This is a genomic window from Bifidobacterium sp. ESL0775, assembly GCF_029395475.1.
Lineage (GTDB): Bacteria > Actinomycetota > Actinomycetes > Actinomycetales > Bifidobacteriaceae > Bifidobacterium.
Genome location: NZ_CP113917.1, coordinates 337,875 through 358,442, shown reverse-complemented (window position 1 = coordinate 358,442; position 20,568 = coordinate 337,875). Strand labels below are relative to the sequence as shown.

The following is a 20,568-nucleotide window of genomic DNA, read 5'->3' as shown; positions in this document are numbered from 1 at the left end:
AACACATCACCATTAAAACCGTTAATGAAATAATTTTATCGGAATTTCTCAGATTTTCCTGAACGAATTTCCGAATATAGGAGTTCATCTCCACCACCCGGCGCAGGCCTCAAACGTTGCAGCCCAGTTTCCCAAACAAACCAAGACCAACAATACTTGCCTACGCCTGCGGTGCAAACCCGTCGGCGACCTCAATCCGGCAAAACCAAGAATCAAGCCGTAAGTGTCTCCAAATAGAAATCATGAGCGGCCTTGAACGATTGTTCCATGAGCAATTGCAGCATGGTCATGACGCGTTTGAATTCGTTTTTCGGCGTGCTTCTCGTCGTGGCTGAAAAAATCAACCGATAAAGCGGGGCCCTGTCTTCCTTGAACGATTCCTCATTGCTCTTATATTCGTCTCCGAAATATTTGGCAAAGGCGACCTCGTCGGACTCGCTCGAGTTGAAAGCGGCCAATTTGGCCGACAACTCACCAATATGCTCGACCTTGGAGAGCACATCCGGCCCCGAGAAGAATCCCGGCTGTTCCAACACCAGGCCGAAAAGCAGCTTGAGCATGCGCTTGCTGCTGCGAGGATGTGAAATCTGAACCGGAAGATTGGCGATGGCGGCAATGCCCTCATCGAGGGTCTCGATGGATTGAATCTGCTCATCCGTCAACGATCTCATATTCTCGACGAACGAGATCACGTTCTTGTCCGAAGAATTGAGCTGCAGCTTGCCGAACCAAGTGCCCAAAACGGAATAGTAGACTTTCTCCAGTTCAGCGCGCTTGAACTTGCAACCAATCCGTTGCATGAAACGCTGTGCCGGAATCCGATCAAAGTATTGGCTCATTGGGTTATCCGGCAACGCATTGATGATTTCGCCGGCGCGCAATTTCTCCTGATTCTGCAACACCTTGAAATAATCACGAATCTGCGCGGGATCAGCGGCCTGCATCGTGTAGACCGGGATGCTATACGAATTGAAATTCATTTGGATGCTTGCCGGCAAATCCTTAAAGGACAAACGGCTCACCCGGTTCATTTTCTCGATGCCCGCAGAATCGGATTCGCCCACGATTTTCTCGATGATGGGCTTGGCCTGATCCGAGGTTTTCTTGCTGAGCTTGTACCAGTCGTCATCGCCTTCAATCCATTGCCCGACGTTCCCCCCTTCCATGAAACGCAGGATGGTGGTCAGACGTTGCTTGCCATCCACCAACTCCTGCCTGGCATTTCTGGCATTGGGGTGGTCGAGGTTATTGATGACGATGTTGCCGATTGGGTAGTTCAAGATAATGCTCAGAATGAGTTGATCCTTGTATTCATTGGACCAGATGTAACCACGCTGATAATCCGGAGAGAGATCCAGGCCATTCATACGCACGTTTTTGATAGACGACATGATGGAAAGCATTGGTAACGCAGAAGGTGTGATATTGAGCCTTGCGAATGTCATTATTACTCCTTAGGACCTAACGGTTTTATTTCAATTACCGCCATTATACACCATATTTCGCTAGGACCTAATAATTTTAGAACGCACATCCAATCAATCCGTCACGACACGCCGGAGCGGTCTTTTCTTGGACCTATTTTGGCTAGATGGGAAAGTACTTCGAAAACCTTTCACTTACTCCGTAAAACGTCTGACATCATTGGACTGCAAACCTTTCGAGACGATGGACCGCCCTGGTGTCGCGGATACGGGACATGCGCCGGAACGGGGTTGAGCCCACACGGAAACCCGTATAATGTATAATTTAGTTTGCATCGCGAGAGCCGCCCCGCGTGTTATATTGCACCACAGGGTTTGCAACGAAGATAAAAAGGTTGGTGTTCACTATGGGTGTTATCCGCGCGTTGGTCTCGATGCTGGTTTGTATTACAGCATTGACGGTAACCCCCCCCGCAATACTAGCGTAACTGAAGGTTTTTCCTCACTTTCCGATACCTCCCAATCCCAACCCTCACCCTCGCCTAACGCCACTTCCCAATCTACAGTTTCTTCTGAACCTTCCGGTTCCACACATCTTTCCAACCCATCGCAGCCCGCGCGCTCTTCCGAGTCTTCCGCATTCTCCAAGGCGACACCGCGTCGCAACCCCTCGGCTTCTTCCGTTGTCCGTCCCGTCCCGCGGGTCCTTGGCGGGCAGTCCGGCGCCGTTGCCTCCCTGCCGGCGGATGGTGACAGCCGTGACGCCAGCGTGGCGTCCCCGCCGTTGACGCGCAGTGAGCCGCAGGTCGGCCCGCAGTCCGGGTGCGCCGCCGACAGCGGCTTGTGGGGCTCGGCCCGTTGGAACCTCTACGCGGACTGCGCGCTGGTCATCCACGGCGGCGACACCGGCACCACCACCAGCGCCAGCATGTTCGGCGACGGCAATACCACCGGCACGATCGCCAACAGCGTCACCGGCGTGACCATCGACGGCGCCCTCACCATCCGCTCCGAAAACGCGTTCGCCAACTGGCATTCTCTGGGAAGCGTGGTCACGGCCGCCTCCGGCAGGGTCACCCTCGCCGGAGGCGGAGGATGGCGCATGTTCGGCGGCGACACCAGCCTGACCAGCCTCGACCTGCGCGGCTGGGACGTCAGCCAGGCCGCAGGCATGCCGGGCATGTTCCAGAACGACACCAGCCTGACCACCCTCGACCTGTCCGGCTGGGACGTCAGCGGCATCGGCAACATGGAAGGCATGTTCTACGGCGACGCCAGCCTCTCCCGGCTGGACCTGTCCAGGTGGAAGACCTCGGACACGACCACCAACAAAAACATCATGTTCCGCGGCTGCACCAGCCTGACCTCCATCGACGCCACCAACTGGAGCACCACCACCAACCACTACGACAACTGGTTCAGCACCGCGCCCAACCTCAAGGCCATCGACGCCACCGGGTGGAGCATGGCCGGCGTCACCTACCTGCAAGGCGTGTTCTCCAACTGCCCGAAACTGCAGACCATCACCGGCGTCGGCGCCTGGGACACCAGCCACATCACCAACACGATGGCCATGTTCCAGAGCGACACCAGCCTGGCCAGCCTCGACCTGCATTCATGGAACATCGGCAACCTCGCCAACATGGGCGGCATGTTCGGAGGCGACACCAGCCTGGCCAGCCTCGACCTGCACGGCTGGGACGTCAGCAAGACCACCAACATGCAAAGCATGTTCCAGAACGACGCCAGCCTCTCCCGGCTGAACCTGTCCGGATGGAAGACCTCGAACGCGACCACGTACAAAGACTATATGTTCACTGGCTGCACCAGCCTGGCCACCGTCGACGTGGCCCACTGGAGCACCACCACCGGCAAGTACGACAACTGGTTCAGCACCGCGCCCAACCTCACCACCCTTGACGCATCGACGTGGGACACGAGCAACCTCACCAACATGATGTATGGCGCGTTCAGCGGCATGCCCAGCGTGGTGACCCTGGACGTCAGCGGCTGGGACACCAGCCACGTCACCGACATGATGGGCGCGTTCGCCAGCAACCCGAACCTGGTGACGATCCGCGGCCTGGCCGACTGGGACGTGAGCCACGTCACCCGCTTCGAGGCCGCGTTCCGCAACGACCCGAAGCTCACCAACATCGACGTGTCCCGCTGGACCCTACCATCCACGAACGCGAATCTGAACAACATGTTCCAAGGCGACACCAGCCTGACCACACTCGACCTGCACGGCTGGAACCCCAACCCTCTCAACACTTGGTCCGCCATGCTGCCCGACGGGCTGCGCATGCTCGCCCTCGGCCCCAACACGAAGCTGGGCTCCAACGCGTTCTCCAACGTCAACACGAACATGACATGGGACGAGCTGGACGGGTTCGGCACCACCGCCCACTACATACGCACCATCGGCAATATCTACTCCCTGGCCGCGCGCGCCTCGGGGCCGAATCCGAAGGGCTATTATGTGGACCATTCGTTCACCGGCGTGGAGATCGTCATCGACCCCAACGGCGGCGCCGCCAGCTACCAGCCGACCAGCTACGACACCCACACCACCGGCGCTTCGGTGCCCATCCCCGCTCCCACGGTGATGACCGCGAACAAGCCGGGACGCCTGTTCGACGGGTGGAGGGACCAGGACGGCGTATCCTGGACCCCCGGCAGCACCCTGAGCCTGGGGACGCGCGAGTACTATCCCAGCAGGATCATCACCCTCATCCCCCAATGGAAGAGCAATGACCCAGCGATCGGCCCCGTCACCGTCCACGCCCCGGCCGGAGGGCCCGCCACCGTCGACATCACCGCCGAGCGCACCAGTACGCTGTCCAGCGGCGCCGGACACACCTGGACCTGCACCGGCACGTGCGCGATCACCGGCGAGCCCGCCACCAGCCTCCAGCCGGCACCCGGCCAATCCTATACGCTGACGGCCAGCGCCGGGCAGGTCACTGACCCGCTCACCGGCAACACCATCACCGGCGGCACCACCACCGTCGCTCGCACCCTCCCCTACTCCAACGCCACCTACCACCCGCAAGGCGGCACCGGCGCGCCAACCGCGTACGCGGGCTACGCGGACACCGCCACCGGCAAGGCCCCCTACACCATCCCCAACAGCGGAGCCGACGCGATCCCCGCCCTCGCCCACCACGTGTTCGCCGGATGGAACACCAGCGACACCGCCACCAGCCCGGACAGCGCGTACGATCCGGGGCAGGGGCTGCCCGTGCTCACCACGGCGGGCCAGTCCACCAGCCTCTACGCGGTATGGCACGAGGTCGCCGCGCCCACCGGGCTTACCGTCCAACGCGACCCGGGCACCAACGACGTGCTCGTCACCGCCACCGGCAAACCCTGGGCGGCCAGCGACACCATCCACCTATGCCTCACCCCCAAAGCCGGCACGCCCGGCGCCGCCACCTGCCAGGACATCCAGGCCGGCGCGGGCGCGTGGGACGGCGGCACCAGCCACACGTTCACCCGCACCATCCCGAAGACAACCATCCCCGACACCGGCCAATACCAGGTGTCCGCCACCCTCACCACCACCGACACCTGGCGCACACCGGGAACCGTCAGCAGCCTGACCGCCGACACCGGAGCCACGCCCATCCGCGTCAGCGGCCCCTACCAACACGCCCTCCCCCTGACCGGAGGGCAACCCCAACACCTGGCCACCTTCCTCGCCGGAGGCCTCGGCCTGGCGCTCCTGCTCCTGTCGTTGGTGGACCGGCTACGCCACCAACGCCAAGCCAAAGCCCGCCACAGCAGATGAACCAGCATGCGTGGGCTTGCTCATGCCAAACATGAACAAGCCCAACCCAAAACCAGCAAACAACCAGTCAAGATACAAGGACACCAACCACATCCCAGTGCCCCAACCAAAGACTTCCCGTCGAGCCGCGCCAACACTCCGGCCGGCGGGAACCCAACCGGGTGCCGGCACGGCAACCAACAACCCAAACCAACCCCGCGCCGACACCCACCCACCTCACCATTTCCCAGCGCACCCTCGTACTGTCGTGTGATTTATACATAAGATTACTGTCAGCATTGGCTTATCTACCCATACCAAAACGACACAACGACGAAATATCGCCTTACATATCGATCAAACGTTGCTACCAAACTGTCTATATCCAAGAAAACGAAATCTTATCAAATAACGATATTACTTTTAAAAGCTCCCATAATCGTTGCAATTCCGGGCTTCCATCGCTGTTCTGCGACGTTTTTCGAGGGTAGAAGGCACTGTTTTGCGACGTTTTTCGCGTCTTATGGACACCATTTTGCGACGTTTTGCTAAATTCGCGTATGTCAATAGCTCCATCCGTGAATTGTCATGCAACATGTTCAACACGACTCAGCAAGAGAATCCTTCCAAATCCAACATAAAAGTAGGAACACCCTTCTTGGCAAGATCTGCTATTGACAACCATAATCGAAGTAGAAATGTCCGTTCCCACGCAAAACAACACAGAAGCGCCAGACCGATGCCAATCAGAAGGATAAAACAATCCCACATAAGATGTCTCGCCCCAATCCCACGCCAATTGTCCTAAATGTCCCAAATGTCCCAATTGTCCTAAATAATTGCCGCAAATCGTAACCGCATATAATCTAGCCAAAAGTAGGATATTAAAAAATCAGGCCGCCCACTCCGCGAACATCGCGGAACGAGCGGCCCGATTCCAATCAATCGGCAAGCAACCTATTTAGCCCTTGACGGCGCCGGCGAGGACGCCCTTGATGATGTACTTCTGGCAGAAGAGGTAGAAGATCACGATGGGGATGATCGCCAGGATCAGGCAGGCCATCATCGCGCCCATATCAATCGAGCCGTAGCCACCCTTCAGGTACTGGATGGCGATGGAGATGGTCTTGTACTTGCGCATGTCCAAGGTCAGGTACGGAAGCAGGAAGTCGTTCCATATCCACATGGCCTCGAGAATCGCGACGGAGACGATGGACGGGCGCATGATCGGCACGACGATCTGGAAGAAGATGCGCGGCACCGAAGCGCCGTCGATCATGGCCGACTCCTCGAGTTCCTCGGGGATGCCCTTGACGGTGCCGGTGAAGATGAACACCGCGAGCCCGGCCCCAAAGCCGAGGTAGACGATCCACAAGCCCCAAGGCGTGTTCAGCCCGATCATGTCGGCGAGCTTGGAAAGCGTGAACATGACCATCTGGAACGGCACGATCATATTGAACAGGAAGAGCAGGTACAGCGCCTTCGCAACCCAATTGTTGACGCGCACGATCCACCAGGCGCACATCGAGGTGCAGATGAGGATGAGCAGGACGGAGCCGACGGTGACCACGACGGTCCAGCCAAAGCTGGCGAACAGATCGGTCTGCTCGACGCCACGACGGTAGTTGTCAAGCCCGACGAACATCTTGCCACGCGGGATGGCGAAGGTGTCATGCGAAATGTAGGCCTTCTGCTTGAACGAATTGATCAGCACCAGGACGATGGGGAAGATCCAAACCAGGGATACGAGGGTGAAGAACACCGTCCATATCCATGGATGCTTGACTTTGTCACTCATGCTGCCACCTCCCTGCTTGTGGTGAGCCGGTTCTGGATCACGGCGATGACGGCGACGATGATGAAGAAGATGACCGCCTTGGCCTGGCCGACACCCTCGAATCCGGCGCGCCCATAGAAGGTGCGGTAGATGTTGAGGGCGAGCAGTTCGGACTTGTTGGACGGGGCGCCGTTGGTCAACGCCAAGTTCTGGTCGAACATCTTGAAGCCGTTGGTGATGGTCAGGAAGGTGCAGACGGTGATCGATGGCATCATCAGCGGCAGCGTGACATCGAACAACGTCTGGCGTCCGTTGGCGCCATCGACGTGCGCGGCCTCGATCACGTCACCGGGAAGCGCCTGCAGGCCGGCGATGTAGATGATCATCATGTAGCCGATTTGCTGCCAGCAGTAAAGCATGACCATGCCCCAGAATCCGTAGGTGCCGGAGTAGGTGATCGACCTGCCCCACTTGGCGAGCACGCCGTTCAACAGCAGCAGCCAGACATAGCCCAGGATGATGCCGCCGATGAGGTTCGGCATGAAGAATATCGAGCGGAAGATCGTGGCGCCGTGAATCGCCTTGGTGAGCATGTACGCCACCGAGAACGCGATGATGTTGACGATCAGCGTGGTGATGATGGTGAACGCGATCGTGTACCACATGGCGTGCCAGAACTCAGGGTCGGCCAACGCCTTGGAATAGTTCGAGAAACCGATGAACTTCGCATCGGTGACGGTGCTGAACTTGCACAGGCTCAGATAGATGCCCATGACGAAAGGCACCACAAAGCCGATGATAAAGGCGGCAAACGTAGGAAGCGCGAACAACGCCCACCACCTGCGGATGCTTTTACCCGCCATTGAAATCATTGCAACCTCCTAGATTTGCTTGGATAGCCGGAAAATCGCGGCAGGCCATTGAAGCCGGAGGCTTTCGCCCTCTTGCTCAATGGCTCCGACGGCCCGCCGCGCAGGACCCCAGATCAGTGGGTCGACTTGTATTCCTTGGCCCAACCGTCGACGAACGCGCTGGTCACCTTGGCCCAGCTGCCGGTGCCCTGAGCGTACTCAAGCATGGCGTTGCCGAGGGATTGCGCCCACTGCTGGCTGGGAAGCGGGTAGATGACGGTGTCGTAGTCGCCGGCCTTGGCGTAGGCGTCGTTGGCGCGCTGGATCGGGTTCTTGGTCTTGTATCCGGCCTTGGCGTAGGACTTGAACGGCGTCTCAAAGCCCATGTCGTCGGTGAAGATCTTGCGGGCCTTGTCGTTCTTCAGGATGTAATCGAGGAACTGGCGGGTGGCCTTCTTGTCCTTCGCCGAGGAGTTCTTGTTGACCGCGAAGTAGAGGAAGCTGACCGTCAGGCCCTGCTTCTCCTCGCCGGGGACGCCCATGTAGATGGGGAGCACGCCGATGTCCTTGTCGAGCACCTGCTGGTCCTTGATCTGCGAATAGCCCCAGGAGCCGTTCTGCAGGAAGACCGCGTCGCCCAAGGAGAACTCGGAGTTGGAGTCATCCATGGTCGCGCTGGAGAGCTGGCTCGGCGGCGTGGTGGAGTCCTTCAGGTAGAGGTCGAAGATGTTCTTGAAGTTCGGCATGTACTTGCCGGTCACCGTGGCGGGTTCCGTGGTGGTTTTCATATCGTGATATTCGTAATACACCGGGATATGCGCGAGCTGGTCGCCGAAACGCTTGATGGAGCTGGAATCGAAGCCGGCGGAGCTGAACGCGCCCTTGACCCCGATGTCGCCCTTGTGGTCCTGGATCTCGTCGGCCACTGTCTTCAGGGCCTTGAAGTTGTCGATCTTGTCGATGGACTTGATCGACGACCACTTGGCGTCGAAGTACTTCTTGAGCAGCGCCTTGTTGTAGATGATGCCGTAACGCTCCTGGACGTAAGGCACCGCGCCGATCTTCTGGCCGTCCTTCAGCGCGTACTCCTGATGGTTCAGGTCCTTGTACATGTTGGTGTCGGACATGTCGTCGTAATAGCTGGTCCAGTCGAGGAAGTTGTTGTTGTCGACGTCGAACAGCGTGGGCGCCTCGGACTTGGCGAGCTCGCTTTTCAGCGTCTGCTGGCCGTTGTCGAACGAAGCGGCGGTGACATCGAAGCCGATGCCCGTGTCCTTGGTGAATTCCTTGCCCAATTGCTTGAACTGGTCAAGCTGCTCGGGCTTGCCGCTCAGGAAGTAGACGTGCCCTTTGTCCGAGCTCGCGCCCGAACTTGACGACGATCCGCAGCCGGCGAACGTGCCGACGCACATCGCCGCGGCCGCCGCGAGCGCCACTGCCTTCATTACCTTTTTCATTTTTCCCTCCGATATGTCTAACCGCATTGTTATCAACACTCAATAGGAAGTCCGCGTTTTTGCGCGCGAGGCTTTGGCGGGCTCTGCCCCACCATGCAATACATTATTTCGGGCTACCCGCTCCGGCCCAGAGGACTTCGGCATCCCCTTGCGCTGGAGCTTCGCACCGTTTCTCTGATTAAGCTTTGCCGTTTGTTGCCGTCACCCCTCCTTAATCCCTCGCGCGATGGAGATGTTCGCCAAGCGCACTGTGCCGTCGGTGGCGAACATGCTCAACGCATCGCCGTGGTGGCGATACATGCGCGCGTTCAGGGCGACGCCGTTGACATAAAGCGTCGCGATCGTGTCATCGACGACGACCTGGATATGGTAGTTCTTGCCTGCCTCAAGGCGAATCGGGCGCTCGAGGCCGATGTTCATGACATTGAACCATTCGTAATTGGGGCTGCCCTCGAAGACGAAACGGTTCTCGTCGACCTTGAAGTTGAATTGATAGCTGCGGCCGGTCTCCTCGTTTTCAAAGAGGCGAAGGCCGAACTGGCGCGTGCCTGGCTCGAAGCTGACGTCGGCCTCGAAGGAGAAGAAGTCGCCGCAGTCGCGGGCCAGGACCTTGTTGACGCGCTTGTGGGGAGCGTCGATGACCGTGTCGGTGATCGGCTCGCGCTTGTCGAAAGCGGCCCACAGCGTGTCGACCGGGCGGCAGCCCAAGGTGCCGTCCTCGCGCTGGTAGACCTCGTGGGGAACGAAGGTGCCGCCCCACTCGTAGTTCTTGGTGTCGTCGTTGTCTTCCTTGGTGCCGACCCAGCCGAAGAGGACGCGCTTGCCGTTCAGCTCGAAGGTGCGTCCGGCGTAATAGCCGCTGCCGTCGAAGGCGTCGTCGGCAGGCTTGATCCATGGCCCTTCGAGGCTTTTGGCCATGCGGTAGACCATGCCGTGCTTGTCACTGTACTCGGTGACGATGTGGTACCACCAGTCGCCCATCTTGAAGAGGTCGGGCATCTCGTGCATCGTGAAGAGGCCGGGGGCCCAGAAGTCGCCTTCGAACTTCCAGTTCTTGAGGTCCTTCGAGGTGAATTTGACGGTGCGGCCGGTCTGTTGCGATTTCGGGCCGATCTTGCGGGCGCCGAGGATCAGCAGGTATTGGTCGTGCTCGTCGTCGCGGACCACCCACGGGTCGCGCCAGTCGTCGGGGTCGTATCCGGCCTGCGGGACGAACGTCAGCTTGTCCTCGGTTTTCCGCCAGTGGTACAGATCGTCGCTCACGGCGTGCATCAGCACCTGCGAAGGCTTGCCCTGCGCCGGGAAATCGCGGTTGTAGCCAGTGTAGAAAGCGTGGTATTGGCCCTCGCCCTCAAAAACGCTGCCCGCGTAGATGAACTGGTCCTGCGCGTCATCGGCACCGCGCGGGATGGCCGTGCCGCAATCCTCATAGTGGACGAAATCCTTCGTCGTGGCCAGCGACCAGCCGAAGGGCTCGCCGAACGGACCGGGGTTTCGCGTGTCGCGCTGATGGAAAAGGAAGAAGCGGTCGCCCTTGCCGAATGGCATGCAATCGCCAAACCATGTGTCGGGGAATTGATAGTACAGCTTCATACCGAACCTTTCCGCGCCACCAGCTTCGGTGATACGCCTCATTCGCATTGGAGATTTTGTCATAATCTCTTGTCTTGCTTGTATTTAATCGCTTAAGCGTTTAAGCGATTAATCATTATGATAGCACGTAAGAATTTCTTGTCAAACTCGATTACCGTAAGCGCCGGAAAGAGGCGCGAGTCAACCTTGGTAACGCGCTATGGAATCCCTGATGACGGCCGGGCAGGTGACCCGGTTCATCATGCGCTGGCGCGGCCGATCGGAGTGTTCGGGCTTATCGAGATCGCCGTCGACATCGGTGCCGGTGCTGGAATCGGCGCCATCGGATTGCGGAACATCGGAGCGGACGGAATCGCCTGTTTCGCTTCCGCTGAAGCCGGCATCACCCTCGTCACCGGAAATGTCCTCGTTGTCGGAATCATCTTTGTCGCCGGAATCATCCTCGTCGCGCTCGAGAAGCATGCGGACGCCCAACTTGCCCAAGTCGTATTGCGGCAAGCCGACCGTCGTGAGCGCCGGGTGGAGGTGGGCGGAGATGACCTCCTGGTTGTCGAAACCGACCAGGGAAATGTCGTCAGGGACATGCAACCCGCGCTCGTGCAAGGCGTCGTAGAGGCCCATCGCCAAACGGTCGTTATGGCAGAACGCCGCCGTGGCGTGGGTGGCGAGCAGGGCATCGGCCGCGCCGTAGCCGCCTTCCTGGTTCGCGTAGGCGCTGATGACCAAAGACGGGTCGTACTCGATGCCCGCCGCCTGCAAGGCATCGCGATAGCCCGCGAGGCGCCCCACCGAATCGGGCTTCGAGTTCGGGTGCTTGAGGTAGGCGATGCGCCGATGGCCGGCCTTCAGCAACAGCTCCGTCGCCTCACGGCCGCCCTGCCGCTCGTCGGGCACCACAGCGGGAAACTCGTGGGCCTTGTCGAAACAGTTCACCAAAACCGTGTTGTCCGGCGAAAAGCCCTCCAGCGGGGTGATCTCCTGATGGATCCAGCTCGAATAAATGATGCCTTCGACCTGGTGCTCCATCATGAAATCGAACGCCGAACGCTCGATGGACTCCTTGCCGCCGGTGTCGACCACCAGCAAAATCTTGTTGTGGCGCCACGCCTCGTCCTGCGCGCCGCGAATCACCTGACCGGCGAACGGGGAGGTCGCCACGTCGTCGCTGATGAAGCCGATGAGCGATGACGAGCCCTGCGCCAACCCTTTGGCCAACGCATTGGGATGATAACCAAGCTCACGCGCGACCTTGCGCACCTTCTTACGCGTCGATTCGGGAATGCGGACGTCGCGCTTGTCATTGACGGCCCACGACACCGTGGCCGTCGAGACGCCCGCGGCCTTGGCCACGTCCTGCAGCGTTACTTTTCCCATAATTCTCAAGCCTACCCGCCCACGTCGGTTCCGGTCGCATTCGCGACAAACGGCTTATACAGCAGAGGCGACGGCCGCTGCCTTTGTGTGACATTGAAAATATAACAGCGTCCCTAGAAGTCACCGATCCGATTTCTCGGCCGCGGCCGCGGACGAATCCTGGCCCCTCGCCTCGTCGGCCCGCACATATTTGGCGAACACGCGTTCCAGCAACGGGATATGCACCATGACCATCGAGCCGTAGCCGAAGATGACGAGCAGGAACTCGCCTTGCGGCATGTAGAACCAAGAGCCGACGACGAGGCCGATGAACACCACGTCGATCGCCAGGAGGCCGAGCGTGTGGCCGATGTAGGCGACACCGAACACGAACGCGTTTTTGAGCGTGGTCAGGAAGGTGTTCTCGAAACGCGCCTGCAGCGCCCAGACCCATTCGAAGCCGATGGCCCAGACGATGGTGAGCGCGAATTTGGGGATGAGCAGCGGGGTTATCTGTAATACAATCCAGCTATAGGCGAGCGCCGCGCCGGTCAGGCCGAAGACGAGCCAGAGCTCGGTGGCGCGCGCGAAATTGCTTTTGAACGCCTTGAAGTAATTGGCCGTCGCATGGCCCTCGCCGATCAGGACGCGCCGGCTCGCGTCGTGGCCGGCCGTAAGCGCCGCGCCGATGGTGACGACGGGAATCGAGGTGAGCAGCATAAGGATGTTGATCCAGATCGCATCGGTCAGATCGGACAACCCGCGCATGAACCGCGAATCCGGCGACAGCCAGCCCATAATCCATCTCCATTCTGAAAATCAACGAGGCGCGAAACCGCACCGACCATAATCCGTGGCCACGGCAACATGCCCTTTGCAAGCGTTACTTACCGACTTCAGAATCGAAGAACCCGCCGACAACCAGCGCACGCCGTCGCTCACGAGGCCCGTTTCGTGGAATGCCGCACCACCAGCGACGCCTTCATCTCGGTATAGCGTTCCTCGACTTCCTCGCCCTTCATCAGCTTCAGCAGCTTCTCCGCAGCCAGTTTCGCGGTCTTCAGCGGGTCTTGGTGCAAGGTGGTGAGGTCCATGAGGTCGGCGCACTCCATGTCGTCGAAACCGACGATCGAGAAATCGTCGGGCACGCTCACCCCCACCTCACGGAAACCGTGAATCAGGCTCATCGCCAGGTAATCGGTCGAGGCGCACAGCGCGGTCGGCTTTTTCGGACTGGAGAGGATCGAGGACACATATTGCGCAATGATCGATTGGCTTCCGTTCACCTCCGGCTTGGCGTCATCACGCGTGAAAACCTCGATGTTGTCATCGCCATAGCCCAGCTGGTGGGCGGCGTCCAGGAAATATTCGCACCTCGTCCTCGAGCTGATGAAGAACCGGTCGCTCAACAGATCGCCGACATAGGCGATGGAGGTGTGCCCCAACCTTTGCAGAAGCTGGACGGCGCTGTACATCGCTGATTTGTTGTCCAGCATGACCGACGCGTCGAAGACGTCGGGGGAATTCGAGTCGATGGCGACCGTGGGGATGTGCAACCCCCTTAAAAGCGTCAGCTGGTCTTCGGTGAAGGGGAACGAGGTGAGCACCAGGCCGTCGAGATTGCCGTTGCTCGGCAGCTCCTCGATGAACGCGTCGAGGTCCTCCTTGACCGTGGTGACGTACGGGATCAGATCATATCCGGTTCCGTAAAGCCCGGTATAGAGCCCTTCCATGCATTGCGAGGTGTACCAGGTGTTGAGATTGTTGTAGGTCAGGTAGACGACCCGCATCGTCTTGCCGGACGCCAGCGACGACGCGCTGCGCGACAGGGAGAAATGAAGCTGGTCGGCCACCGACCTGATACGCTGTGACGTCTCGGATTTCACTTGTCCGGTCTCATGCAGCGCACGGGAGACGGTGGATACGGAAACCCCGGCCCTGTCGGCCACATCCTGCAACGTCGCCATAACGATGCCCTCCTCAAGCATATATGGGCACTGCGCAACCATGCCACATGCCCCTAAAAAGTATATATGGTAATGATACGGCCATCGCCATCATGTTCCTATAACCATAACATCGTCTGGACTATTTCGACATAAAATGACAGCGTTTTCTTAAAAGTGTCAACCAAGCCTTGAAAAATCATAAAACCCGCCAGTCAAATGTTTATATTTTGTTCTTTTTTTGTCAAAATTCTAGGAAATACCGAGCAACTGATTTGGCTAACTAAAATACAAGCGCTATCATTAATCATGTCATGGAAGTTCACACCACCTTTTGTGAGCTTAATGGTGACAATTGCAAAAATGCCATCGTCGATAGCGATGCGAGCGCAACAACGCTTGCGTTGCAGAAGTGAGTGGGCACCTTACGGTTGCTCAGTTACATGGAGGTAACAGTGAAGATGAAACGATATGGTTCGTGGACCAAAGCCCTAGGCATCGCTTGCGTGCTAGCGCTTTCAGTGGGAACGCTCGGCGCCTGCGGCTCGAGCAGCTCATCGAAGGATGACGCCAACGGCCGCGTCTACTATCTCAACAAGAAGGCCGAGGAACAGAAGTCCTGGGTGAAGCTGGGGCAGGAGTTCCAGAAGGAGACCGGCATCCCGGTCCAGATCCAGACTGGCGGCCAGGATTACGATTCCACGCTGAAAAGCGAGATGGCCAAGAAGCAGGCCCCGACCATGTTCCAGGCCGACGGCCCGAGCTTCATGAACGGCTGGGCCGACTATGCCATCGACATGTCCGGCTCCGAGATCTACAAGCAGCTGAACGCCAACACCAAGAACAAGGCGCTCAAGAACTCGCAGGGCAAGCCGATCGCCATCCCCTACGCCGTGGAAAGCTACGGCATCATCTACAACAAGACGCTGCTCAAGAAGTACTTCGACTCTTCCTGGTCGACCGTCAAGTCGATCGACAACTTGAACAATTTCAAGGCGCTGAAGACCGTCGTCGAGGAAATCCAAGCCCATAAGGACGATATGGGCGTCAAGGGCGCATTCGCTTCCGCAGGCATGGACACCACCTCCGCGTTCCGCTACGACTACCACATGGCCACCCTTCCGGTGTTCTATGAGGCCGAGAAGGAACACAAGGACATCACCAAGACCCCGTCCTCGCTCAAGGGCACGTATGTCGACAACATGAAGAACATCTACGATCTCTACATCAAGGACGCCACCGTCGCCCCCAGCGCCATCTCCGGCAAGACCATCGATGATTCCAGCGCCGAGTTCGCCACCGGCCAGTCCGTGTTCTATCAGAACGGCGTCTGGAGCTACAGCCAGATCAAGGGCCAGACCGTCCAGGATTCCGACATGGGCGTGCTGCCGATCTACATGGGCATCCCCGGTGAGGAGAACCACGGCCTGACGCAGGTCATCAGCAACTACTGGTGCATCAACTCCAAGGTCTCCAAGAAGGACCAGGAAGTCACCCAGAAGTTCCTGAAGTGGCTCATCACCTCCGACAAGTCCCGCACCGTGATCTCCAAGGACATGGGCCTGGTCACGCCGTTCAAGACGTTCGACGACGCCAAGTACCAGACCACCAACCCGCTGGTCCTCGACAACCTGGCCTATCAGAAGGCCGGCAAGAAGGACACCGTCCTCGTCCCCGATCCCTCCCACCAGTGGGAGGACGACCTGAAGGCCGCGCTGCTCAACTACGCTCAAGGAAGCGGAAACTGGGACGCCGTCAAGAAGGTCTACACCGAGAACTGGGCCAAGGAATACAAGCTCACGTATAACAACTAGTGGTTCCTTTGTGGGTCAGTGCACCAGCGCTGGCCCACTTCACTTTCCATATCATTCAACGAATAGGTTCATGATGATTACAATGACTGGGCGCGCCATTCGGCGTTGGTGGCCGCTATTTGTTTTCCCAACGCTCGCCGCTTTCCTTATGGGATTCATCGTCCCTCTGATCGCCGGCATCTATCTTAGTTTCACCAAATTCACCACCATCACGGACGCCGTCTGGGTCGGATTCGACAATTACCGCAGGGCGTTCCAGGACAATGAGTTCGCCCACGCGTTCATTTACACCGTCGAGTTCACCATCGTCACGACCATACTCATCAACGTCGCCGCGTTCTTCGTCGCCTACATGTTCACCAAGGCGATGGCCGGCGCTAAGCTGTTCCGATCGATCTTCTTCATGCCCAACCTCATCGGCGGCATCGTGCTCGGCTATATCTGGCAGCTGCTGCTCAACGGCGTGCTGGCCCATTGGAACATCTCGCTGACCTACAACTCGAAACTAGGCTTCTGGGGCATGGTCATCCTGGTCTGTTGGCAGCAGATCGGCTACATGATGGTCATCTACATCGCCGGCCTGCAGAACGTGCCCAACGACCTGATCGAGGCGGCGGAGGTTGACGGGGCCTCGCCAAGGCAGGTGCTGTTCAATATCACCCTGCCGATGATGATGCCCAGCATCACCGTCTGCTCGTTCCTCACCGTCACCAACGGCTTCAAGATGTTCGACCAGAACCTCGCGCTGACCAACGGCGCGCCTTCCAACACTTCTGAGTTGCTGGCGCTCAATATCTACCGCACGTTCTACAGCCGCCCCGGATTCGAGGGTGTCGGCCAGGCCAAGGCCGTGGTGTTCCTGATCCTGGTTTCCATCATCGCCATCCTCCAGAACTGGTTGACGACAAGCAAGGAGACGCAAGCATGAACACGAAAATCAAGCATGGTCCGTTCTGGACCACCCTGTTCGCCATCATCTCGCTGGCATGGATCTTCCCCATCGTTCTGGTGCTGATCAACTCCTTCAAGAAGAAGGTCTTCATCTCCACCGACACGTTCAAACTCCCCACCGGGAAGATGAACGCGGGTTTGAGCAATTACACTGATGGCATCGCGAAAACCAGCTTCTTCTCCAGCTTCCTGTGGTCGCTGATCATCACACTCGGCACGGTCGTGTTCATCCTCATCTGCACCTCGATGTGCGCCTGGTGGATCGTGCGCGTCAACACCGTGTTCGCCAAGTTCATCTACGTGTTCTTCCTCTTGGACATGATCGTCCCGTTCCAGATGGTGATGTACCCACTCTCGAAACTGGCCGATATGAGCAACCTGAACACCCCTTGGGGCTTGTGGTTCATCTATCTGGGCTTCGGCGCGGGCCTGCCGGTGTTCATCTTCACCGGTGTGGTCAAGTCGATCCCGCAGGAAATCGAGGAGGCCGCGATGATCGACGGCGCCAGCACGCTGCGCACTTTCTTCACCATCGTGGTCCCCATGATGAAGCCGACCATCATCTCCGTGGCCATCCTTGAGACCATGTGGGTGTGGAACGACTACCTGCTGCCGTACCTGACGCTCGATATGCAACGCTTCAAGACCATCCCGATCACGATCCAGTACCTGCGCGGCGGGTATGGAACCGTGGATATGGGCGCGATGATGGCCTGCCTCGTGCTGGCGATCATCCCCATCATGATCTTCTACGTGCTCTGCCAGAAGTACATCATCGGCGGCATCGCCGCAGGTGCTGTGAAGGGCTGAAGCCACAGAAGGTTCAATACAAAGGAAACGCCTCCATACGTATGCGTTACGTATGGAGGCGTTTTCGTATGGAGTGCGTCTGGTGGCTTGGAGCGTTTGGAACAGTCCGGAACGGTTTATACGTTCGCCAATGAACGGTAACCACTTTATCAATCAATAGATAGCAAATGGGACGCCGGCGTATTGTACCAACGTCCCATTCACCCAATCTGTTCTTACTTACTCCTCGACGCGCAGGAGATGTTCCGCGACGGCGCGGATCACGGCATCGGGAAGGTAGGTGTCGTCCGAAACGGCCTTTCCGGCACCCATGCTGTAGAGCGAGGGAAGCGCGTATTTGCCGTACTGCTTGAGGATGGGGAAGGCGGTGTCCTTGGCGCGATACCCGATCTGGGCGTCATAAAGGACTTGGTAGGCGTCTTCAAGGCAACCATCCGCGGCGTAGGCAAGCTGGCGGGCGAAATCGACACGAATCTTGGCGCCTTGGGAGACCTCGTTGACGCGCACGCTCAGGCTTGAGGTTCGCTCGTCGTATTCGCAATCCGCATCGACTTTGGCCCCGTCGACGCTGACCGCGGCAACGTTGCCCTGCTTGACGCCGCGGAAGACGAAAGTCCAGCTACGAGACTCCGGAAGACATTCCGGCCGTCCTGTCGGGCGCGTGATGCTCAGGCGCGAGCCTTTGCCGCCTTCGAGGGCGGACTCGTAACGGATTGCCGTGACGGCCGATACGGAACCATCGTCGTGGATGCCGTCATCCTCGTAAAGGTCGAAGGAGCCGTCGGCGCCGGGGAAGACCAGCACGCGCAGATGGCGCGGATTATCGACGGAATTGATGCGACCGTTGTCGGAATCAAGCGCTTGCATCGGCACGATGGCGCCTGCCTTGGCGAACACCGGCATGCTCTGCAGGCCACGCCAGGCTTCGAGCTTGCGGCCCATCGCGTTCTTGGCCTCGTACCTGCGCCCGGTGAAGAAATCGAACCAAGTCCCCTGCGGAAGCCAGACATCGGCTTTGGCCCGCTGGGCGGAATCGTCCATAGGCTCGGTGATCGGCGCCGCGATGAGCTCGGTGCCGAACCTGAACTCGTTGGGTACGCTATACGCCTCAAGGTTCTCCGGGCTCTGCCAATACATCGGTTCGACCAAAGGCCGACCCTGCGCGTGCGCGCGCCAGTTCATCGTGTAGAGGTACGGGATGAGCTCCTGCCGCAGGCGCAACGCGTCCGACATGGCCTCCCTGACCCCCGGATGGAAATTCCAAGGTTCCTTGCCGTTGAACGGGGATTCCGTGGAATGCAAGCGGTTGATTGGGCTGAACGCGCCCAGCTGGTACCAGCGCGCCTCCAGCTGCTCGTCGCGGAAGCCGAACATGTGGCCGCCGATGTCGTGGCTCCACCAGCCATAGCCGATATTGCTGGCCGTGGCGGTGAAATAAGGCTGGAATTGCAACGATTTCCAGGTGACGATCGTGTCGCCGGAGAAGCCCACCGGGTAACGATGCGAACCGGGGCCGGCGAAACGGGAGAAGGTCAACGGCCATCGGCCGTCACGCGCGGAATCCAAGTAGTGCAGGTGGTTGAGCATCCACAGCGGGTCCAAGCCCTTCTGCCTGGTCACGCCGCCCTGCTGCCAATCCAGCCACCAGAAATCGACGCCTTCGTCTTCCAGCTGGTGGTGCAGCTTGAAATACGCCTGCATGAATTTCGAGCTGGTCAGGTCGAAGCTGACCGGCAGATCGCTTTTGGGGTCGATGCCCATGGCCGTGGCGACTTCGGCGTACTGGTCCTCGTAACCACGGATGCCATCGCGGGGATGGACGTTCAGCGTCACTTTCATGCCGCGCTTGTGCAGACCGGAAAGGAACCGGGGCGGATCGGGAAAGAGCTTGCGGTTCCACGAATAGCCGGTCCAGCCGGAACCATACTTGGGGTCGATGTCGTCGACGCGGTGCCAGTCCATGTCGATGACCGCGGTGGTGAACGGCAGCCTCTCCCGGTCGAAGCGGTCCATCAGGTCCAGATACTCGGATTCCGAGTATTTGTGGTAACGGCTCCACCAATTGCCGAGCGTGAAACGGGGAAGCAGCGGCGTCTCGCCGGTGAGCCGGTAGAAATCGCCGATCGCGTCGATGTAGCGATGGCCGTAAGCGAAAACATAGATGTCGATGCCGCCGTGCGCACGGGGTTGGATCCAGGTCTTGAACGGGTTCTTCTGCCCGCGGACCTCCGGCACTTCGGCGATGAGGTTCGACTTCGAGTCGTCGATGACCGCCCATCCGTTTTTCGAAAGCACGCCATCGCCCAGGGGCACCGCGCCGTCGGCGCCGTCGAGGGTGCGCGCGGTCCCGCCCAGATTGCCATATTGCGCATCGCCATAATTCCATGTGTTCGCCTGGGAATAGCGAATCCCCTTGGCGACGACGCTCAAGCCCTCCTTGCTGAAGGGACCCATGTCGTAAGTGAGGCGCAGATGGGGGGTGTCGACGACGAGTTGGCCGTCGATGACGATTTTGGTGAATTGCGGTTTGGCGCCCCAATTTCGGTTGACGACAACCTGCGTCGCGTTGTCCTCGAATTCGCCTTGCTCCTGCCATTCAAGACGAAGCAATGAATCCGTGATGACGCCTATCCTCCACTTATCCCCCTGAATGGTGGCGGCTGGATCCATGGCCGGATTTGTCCTTGGTTGCGGGAATGCCGACATACGTAATCTCCTTTGAAAAGCCAAGATAACAAGTAATTATTTTAAAGCACGATAATGACAGCGCTTGCATAAAATCGTTCAAAGCGTGTCGAATGTAAATCAATTTACACTGAA

At 58.6% G+C, this 20,568-nt stretch carries 13 protein-coding genes; 4 read left to right on the top strand and 9 right to left on the bottom strand.

All coding sequences use genetic code 11. From position 1 onward, the window contains the following. Positions 1-212 precede the first annotated feature (212 nt). Entirely contained in the window at positions 213-1,391 is a 1,179-nt protein-coding gene (locus OZX73_RS01055) for a DUF262 domain-containing protein (protein ID WP_277149829.1), read from the bottom strand. A gap of 475 nt (positions 1,392-1,866) precedes the next feature. On the opposite strand from OZX73_RS01055, the gene OZX73_RS01050 reads away from it, so the two are divergent. After that, positions 1,867-5,217 carry a BspA family leucine-rich repeat surface protein gene (locus tag OZX73_RS01050; protein ID WP_277149827.1) on the top strand — a complete coding sequence of 1,117 codons (3,351 nt, stop codon included), beginning with the start codon at positions 1,867-1,869 and terminating at the stop codon, positions 5,215-5,217. Between the two features lie 940 nt (positions 5,218-6,157). Here the strand turns inward: OZX73_RS01050 and OZX73_RS01045 are convergent. The 7 genes from OZX73_RS01045 to OZX73_RS01015 all read right to left on the bottom strand — a co-directional run bounded on the left by OZX73_RS01045 (position 6,158) and on the right by OZX73_RS01015 (position 14,194). Then, on the bottom strand, positions 6,158-6,994 hold the full coding sequence (locus tag OZX73_RS01045; protein ID WP_277149825.1) for a carbohydrate ABC transporter permease: 837 nt from the start codon (positions 6,992-6,994) through the stop codon (positions 6,158-6,160). Further along, positions 6,991-7,845: a sugar ABC transporter permease gene (locus OZX73_RS01040; protein WP_277149823.1), complete on the bottom strand. Its 855-nt coding sequence runs from the start codon at positions 7,843-7,845 to the stop codon at positions 6,991-6,993. Before OZX73_RS01040 ends, OZX73_RS01045 begins: the two co-directional genes overlap by 4 nt. A 113-nt stretch (positions 7,846-7,958) precedes the next feature. Continuing rightward, positions 7,959-9,281 (bottom strand): ABC transporter substrate-binding protein, encoded by a 1,323-nt coding sequence (locus tag OZX73_RS01035; RefSeq protein ID WP_277149820.1) that lies wholly within the window; start codon positions 9,279-9,281, stop codon positions 7,959-7,961. Between the two features lie 201 nt (positions 9,282-9,482). Continuing rightward, complete coding sequence (locus OZX73_RS01030; protein ID WP_277149818.1) at positions 9,483-10,922, bottom strand: glycoside hydrolase family 32 protein; 1,440 nt, start codon at positions 10,920-10,922, stop codon at positions 9,483-9,485. A 132-nt stretch (positions 10,923-11,054) separates the two neighbouring features. Continuing rightward, positions 11,055-12,248 (bottom strand): LacI family DNA-binding transcriptional regulator, encoded by a 1,194-nt coding sequence (locus OZX73_RS01025; protein WP_277149816.1) that lies wholly within the window; start codon positions 12,246-12,248, stop codon positions 11,055-11,057. Positions 12,249-12,368: 120 nt separating this feature from the next. Continuing rightward, positions 12,369-13,025: a YesL family protein gene (locus OZX73_RS01020; protein ID WP_277149814.1), complete on the bottom strand. Its 657-nt coding sequence runs from the start codon at positions 13,023-13,025 to the stop codon at positions 12,369-12,371. Positions 13,026-13,165: 140 nt separating this feature from the next. Beyond that, positions 13,166-14,194, bottom strand: a complete 1,029-nt coding sequence (locus OZX73_RS01015; RefSeq protein ID WP_277149812.1) for a LacI family DNA-binding transcriptional regulator — start codon at positions 14,192-14,194, stop codon at positions 13,166-13,168. 440 nt (positions 14,195-14,634) lie between these two features. Here OZX73_RS01015 and OZX73_RS01010 point away from each other — a divergent pair, with 440 nt between their 5' ends. From OZX73_RS01010 to OZX73_RS01000, 3 genes are all read left to right on the top strand, one after another. Next, positions 14,635-15,987: an ABC transporter substrate-binding protein gene (locus OZX73_RS01010; protein WP_277150870.1), complete on the top strand. Its 1,353-nt coding sequence runs from the start codon at positions 14,635-14,637 to the stop codon at positions 15,985-15,987. A 73-nt stretch (positions 15,988-16,060) separates the two neighbouring features. Continuing rightward, positions 16,061-16,915 (top strand): sugar ABC transporter permease, encoded by an 855-nt coding sequence (locus tag OZX73_RS01005; protein ID WP_277150869.1) that lies wholly within the window; start codon positions 16,061-16,063, stop codon positions 16,913-16,915. After that, positions 16,912-17,748 carry a carbohydrate ABC transporter permease gene (locus tag OZX73_RS01000; RefSeq protein ID WP_277149810.1) on the top strand — a complete coding sequence of 279 codons (837 nt, stop codon included), beginning with the start codon at positions 16,912-16,914 and terminating at the stop codon, positions 17,746-17,748. Before OZX73_RS01005 ends, OZX73_RS01000 begins: the two co-directional genes overlap by 4 nt. Positions 17,749-17,967: 219 nt before the next feature. Here the strand turns inward: OZX73_RS01000 and OZX73_RS00995 are convergent, their stop codons facing one another. Further along, positions 17,968-20,454 carry a TIM-barrel domain-containing protein gene (locus OZX73_RS00995; RefSeq protein ID WP_277149808.1) on the bottom strand — a complete coding sequence of 829 codons (2,487 nt, stop codon included), beginning with the start codon at positions 20,452-20,454 and terminating at the stop codon, positions 17,968-17,970. Positions 20,455-20,568 lie beyond the last annotated feature (114 nt).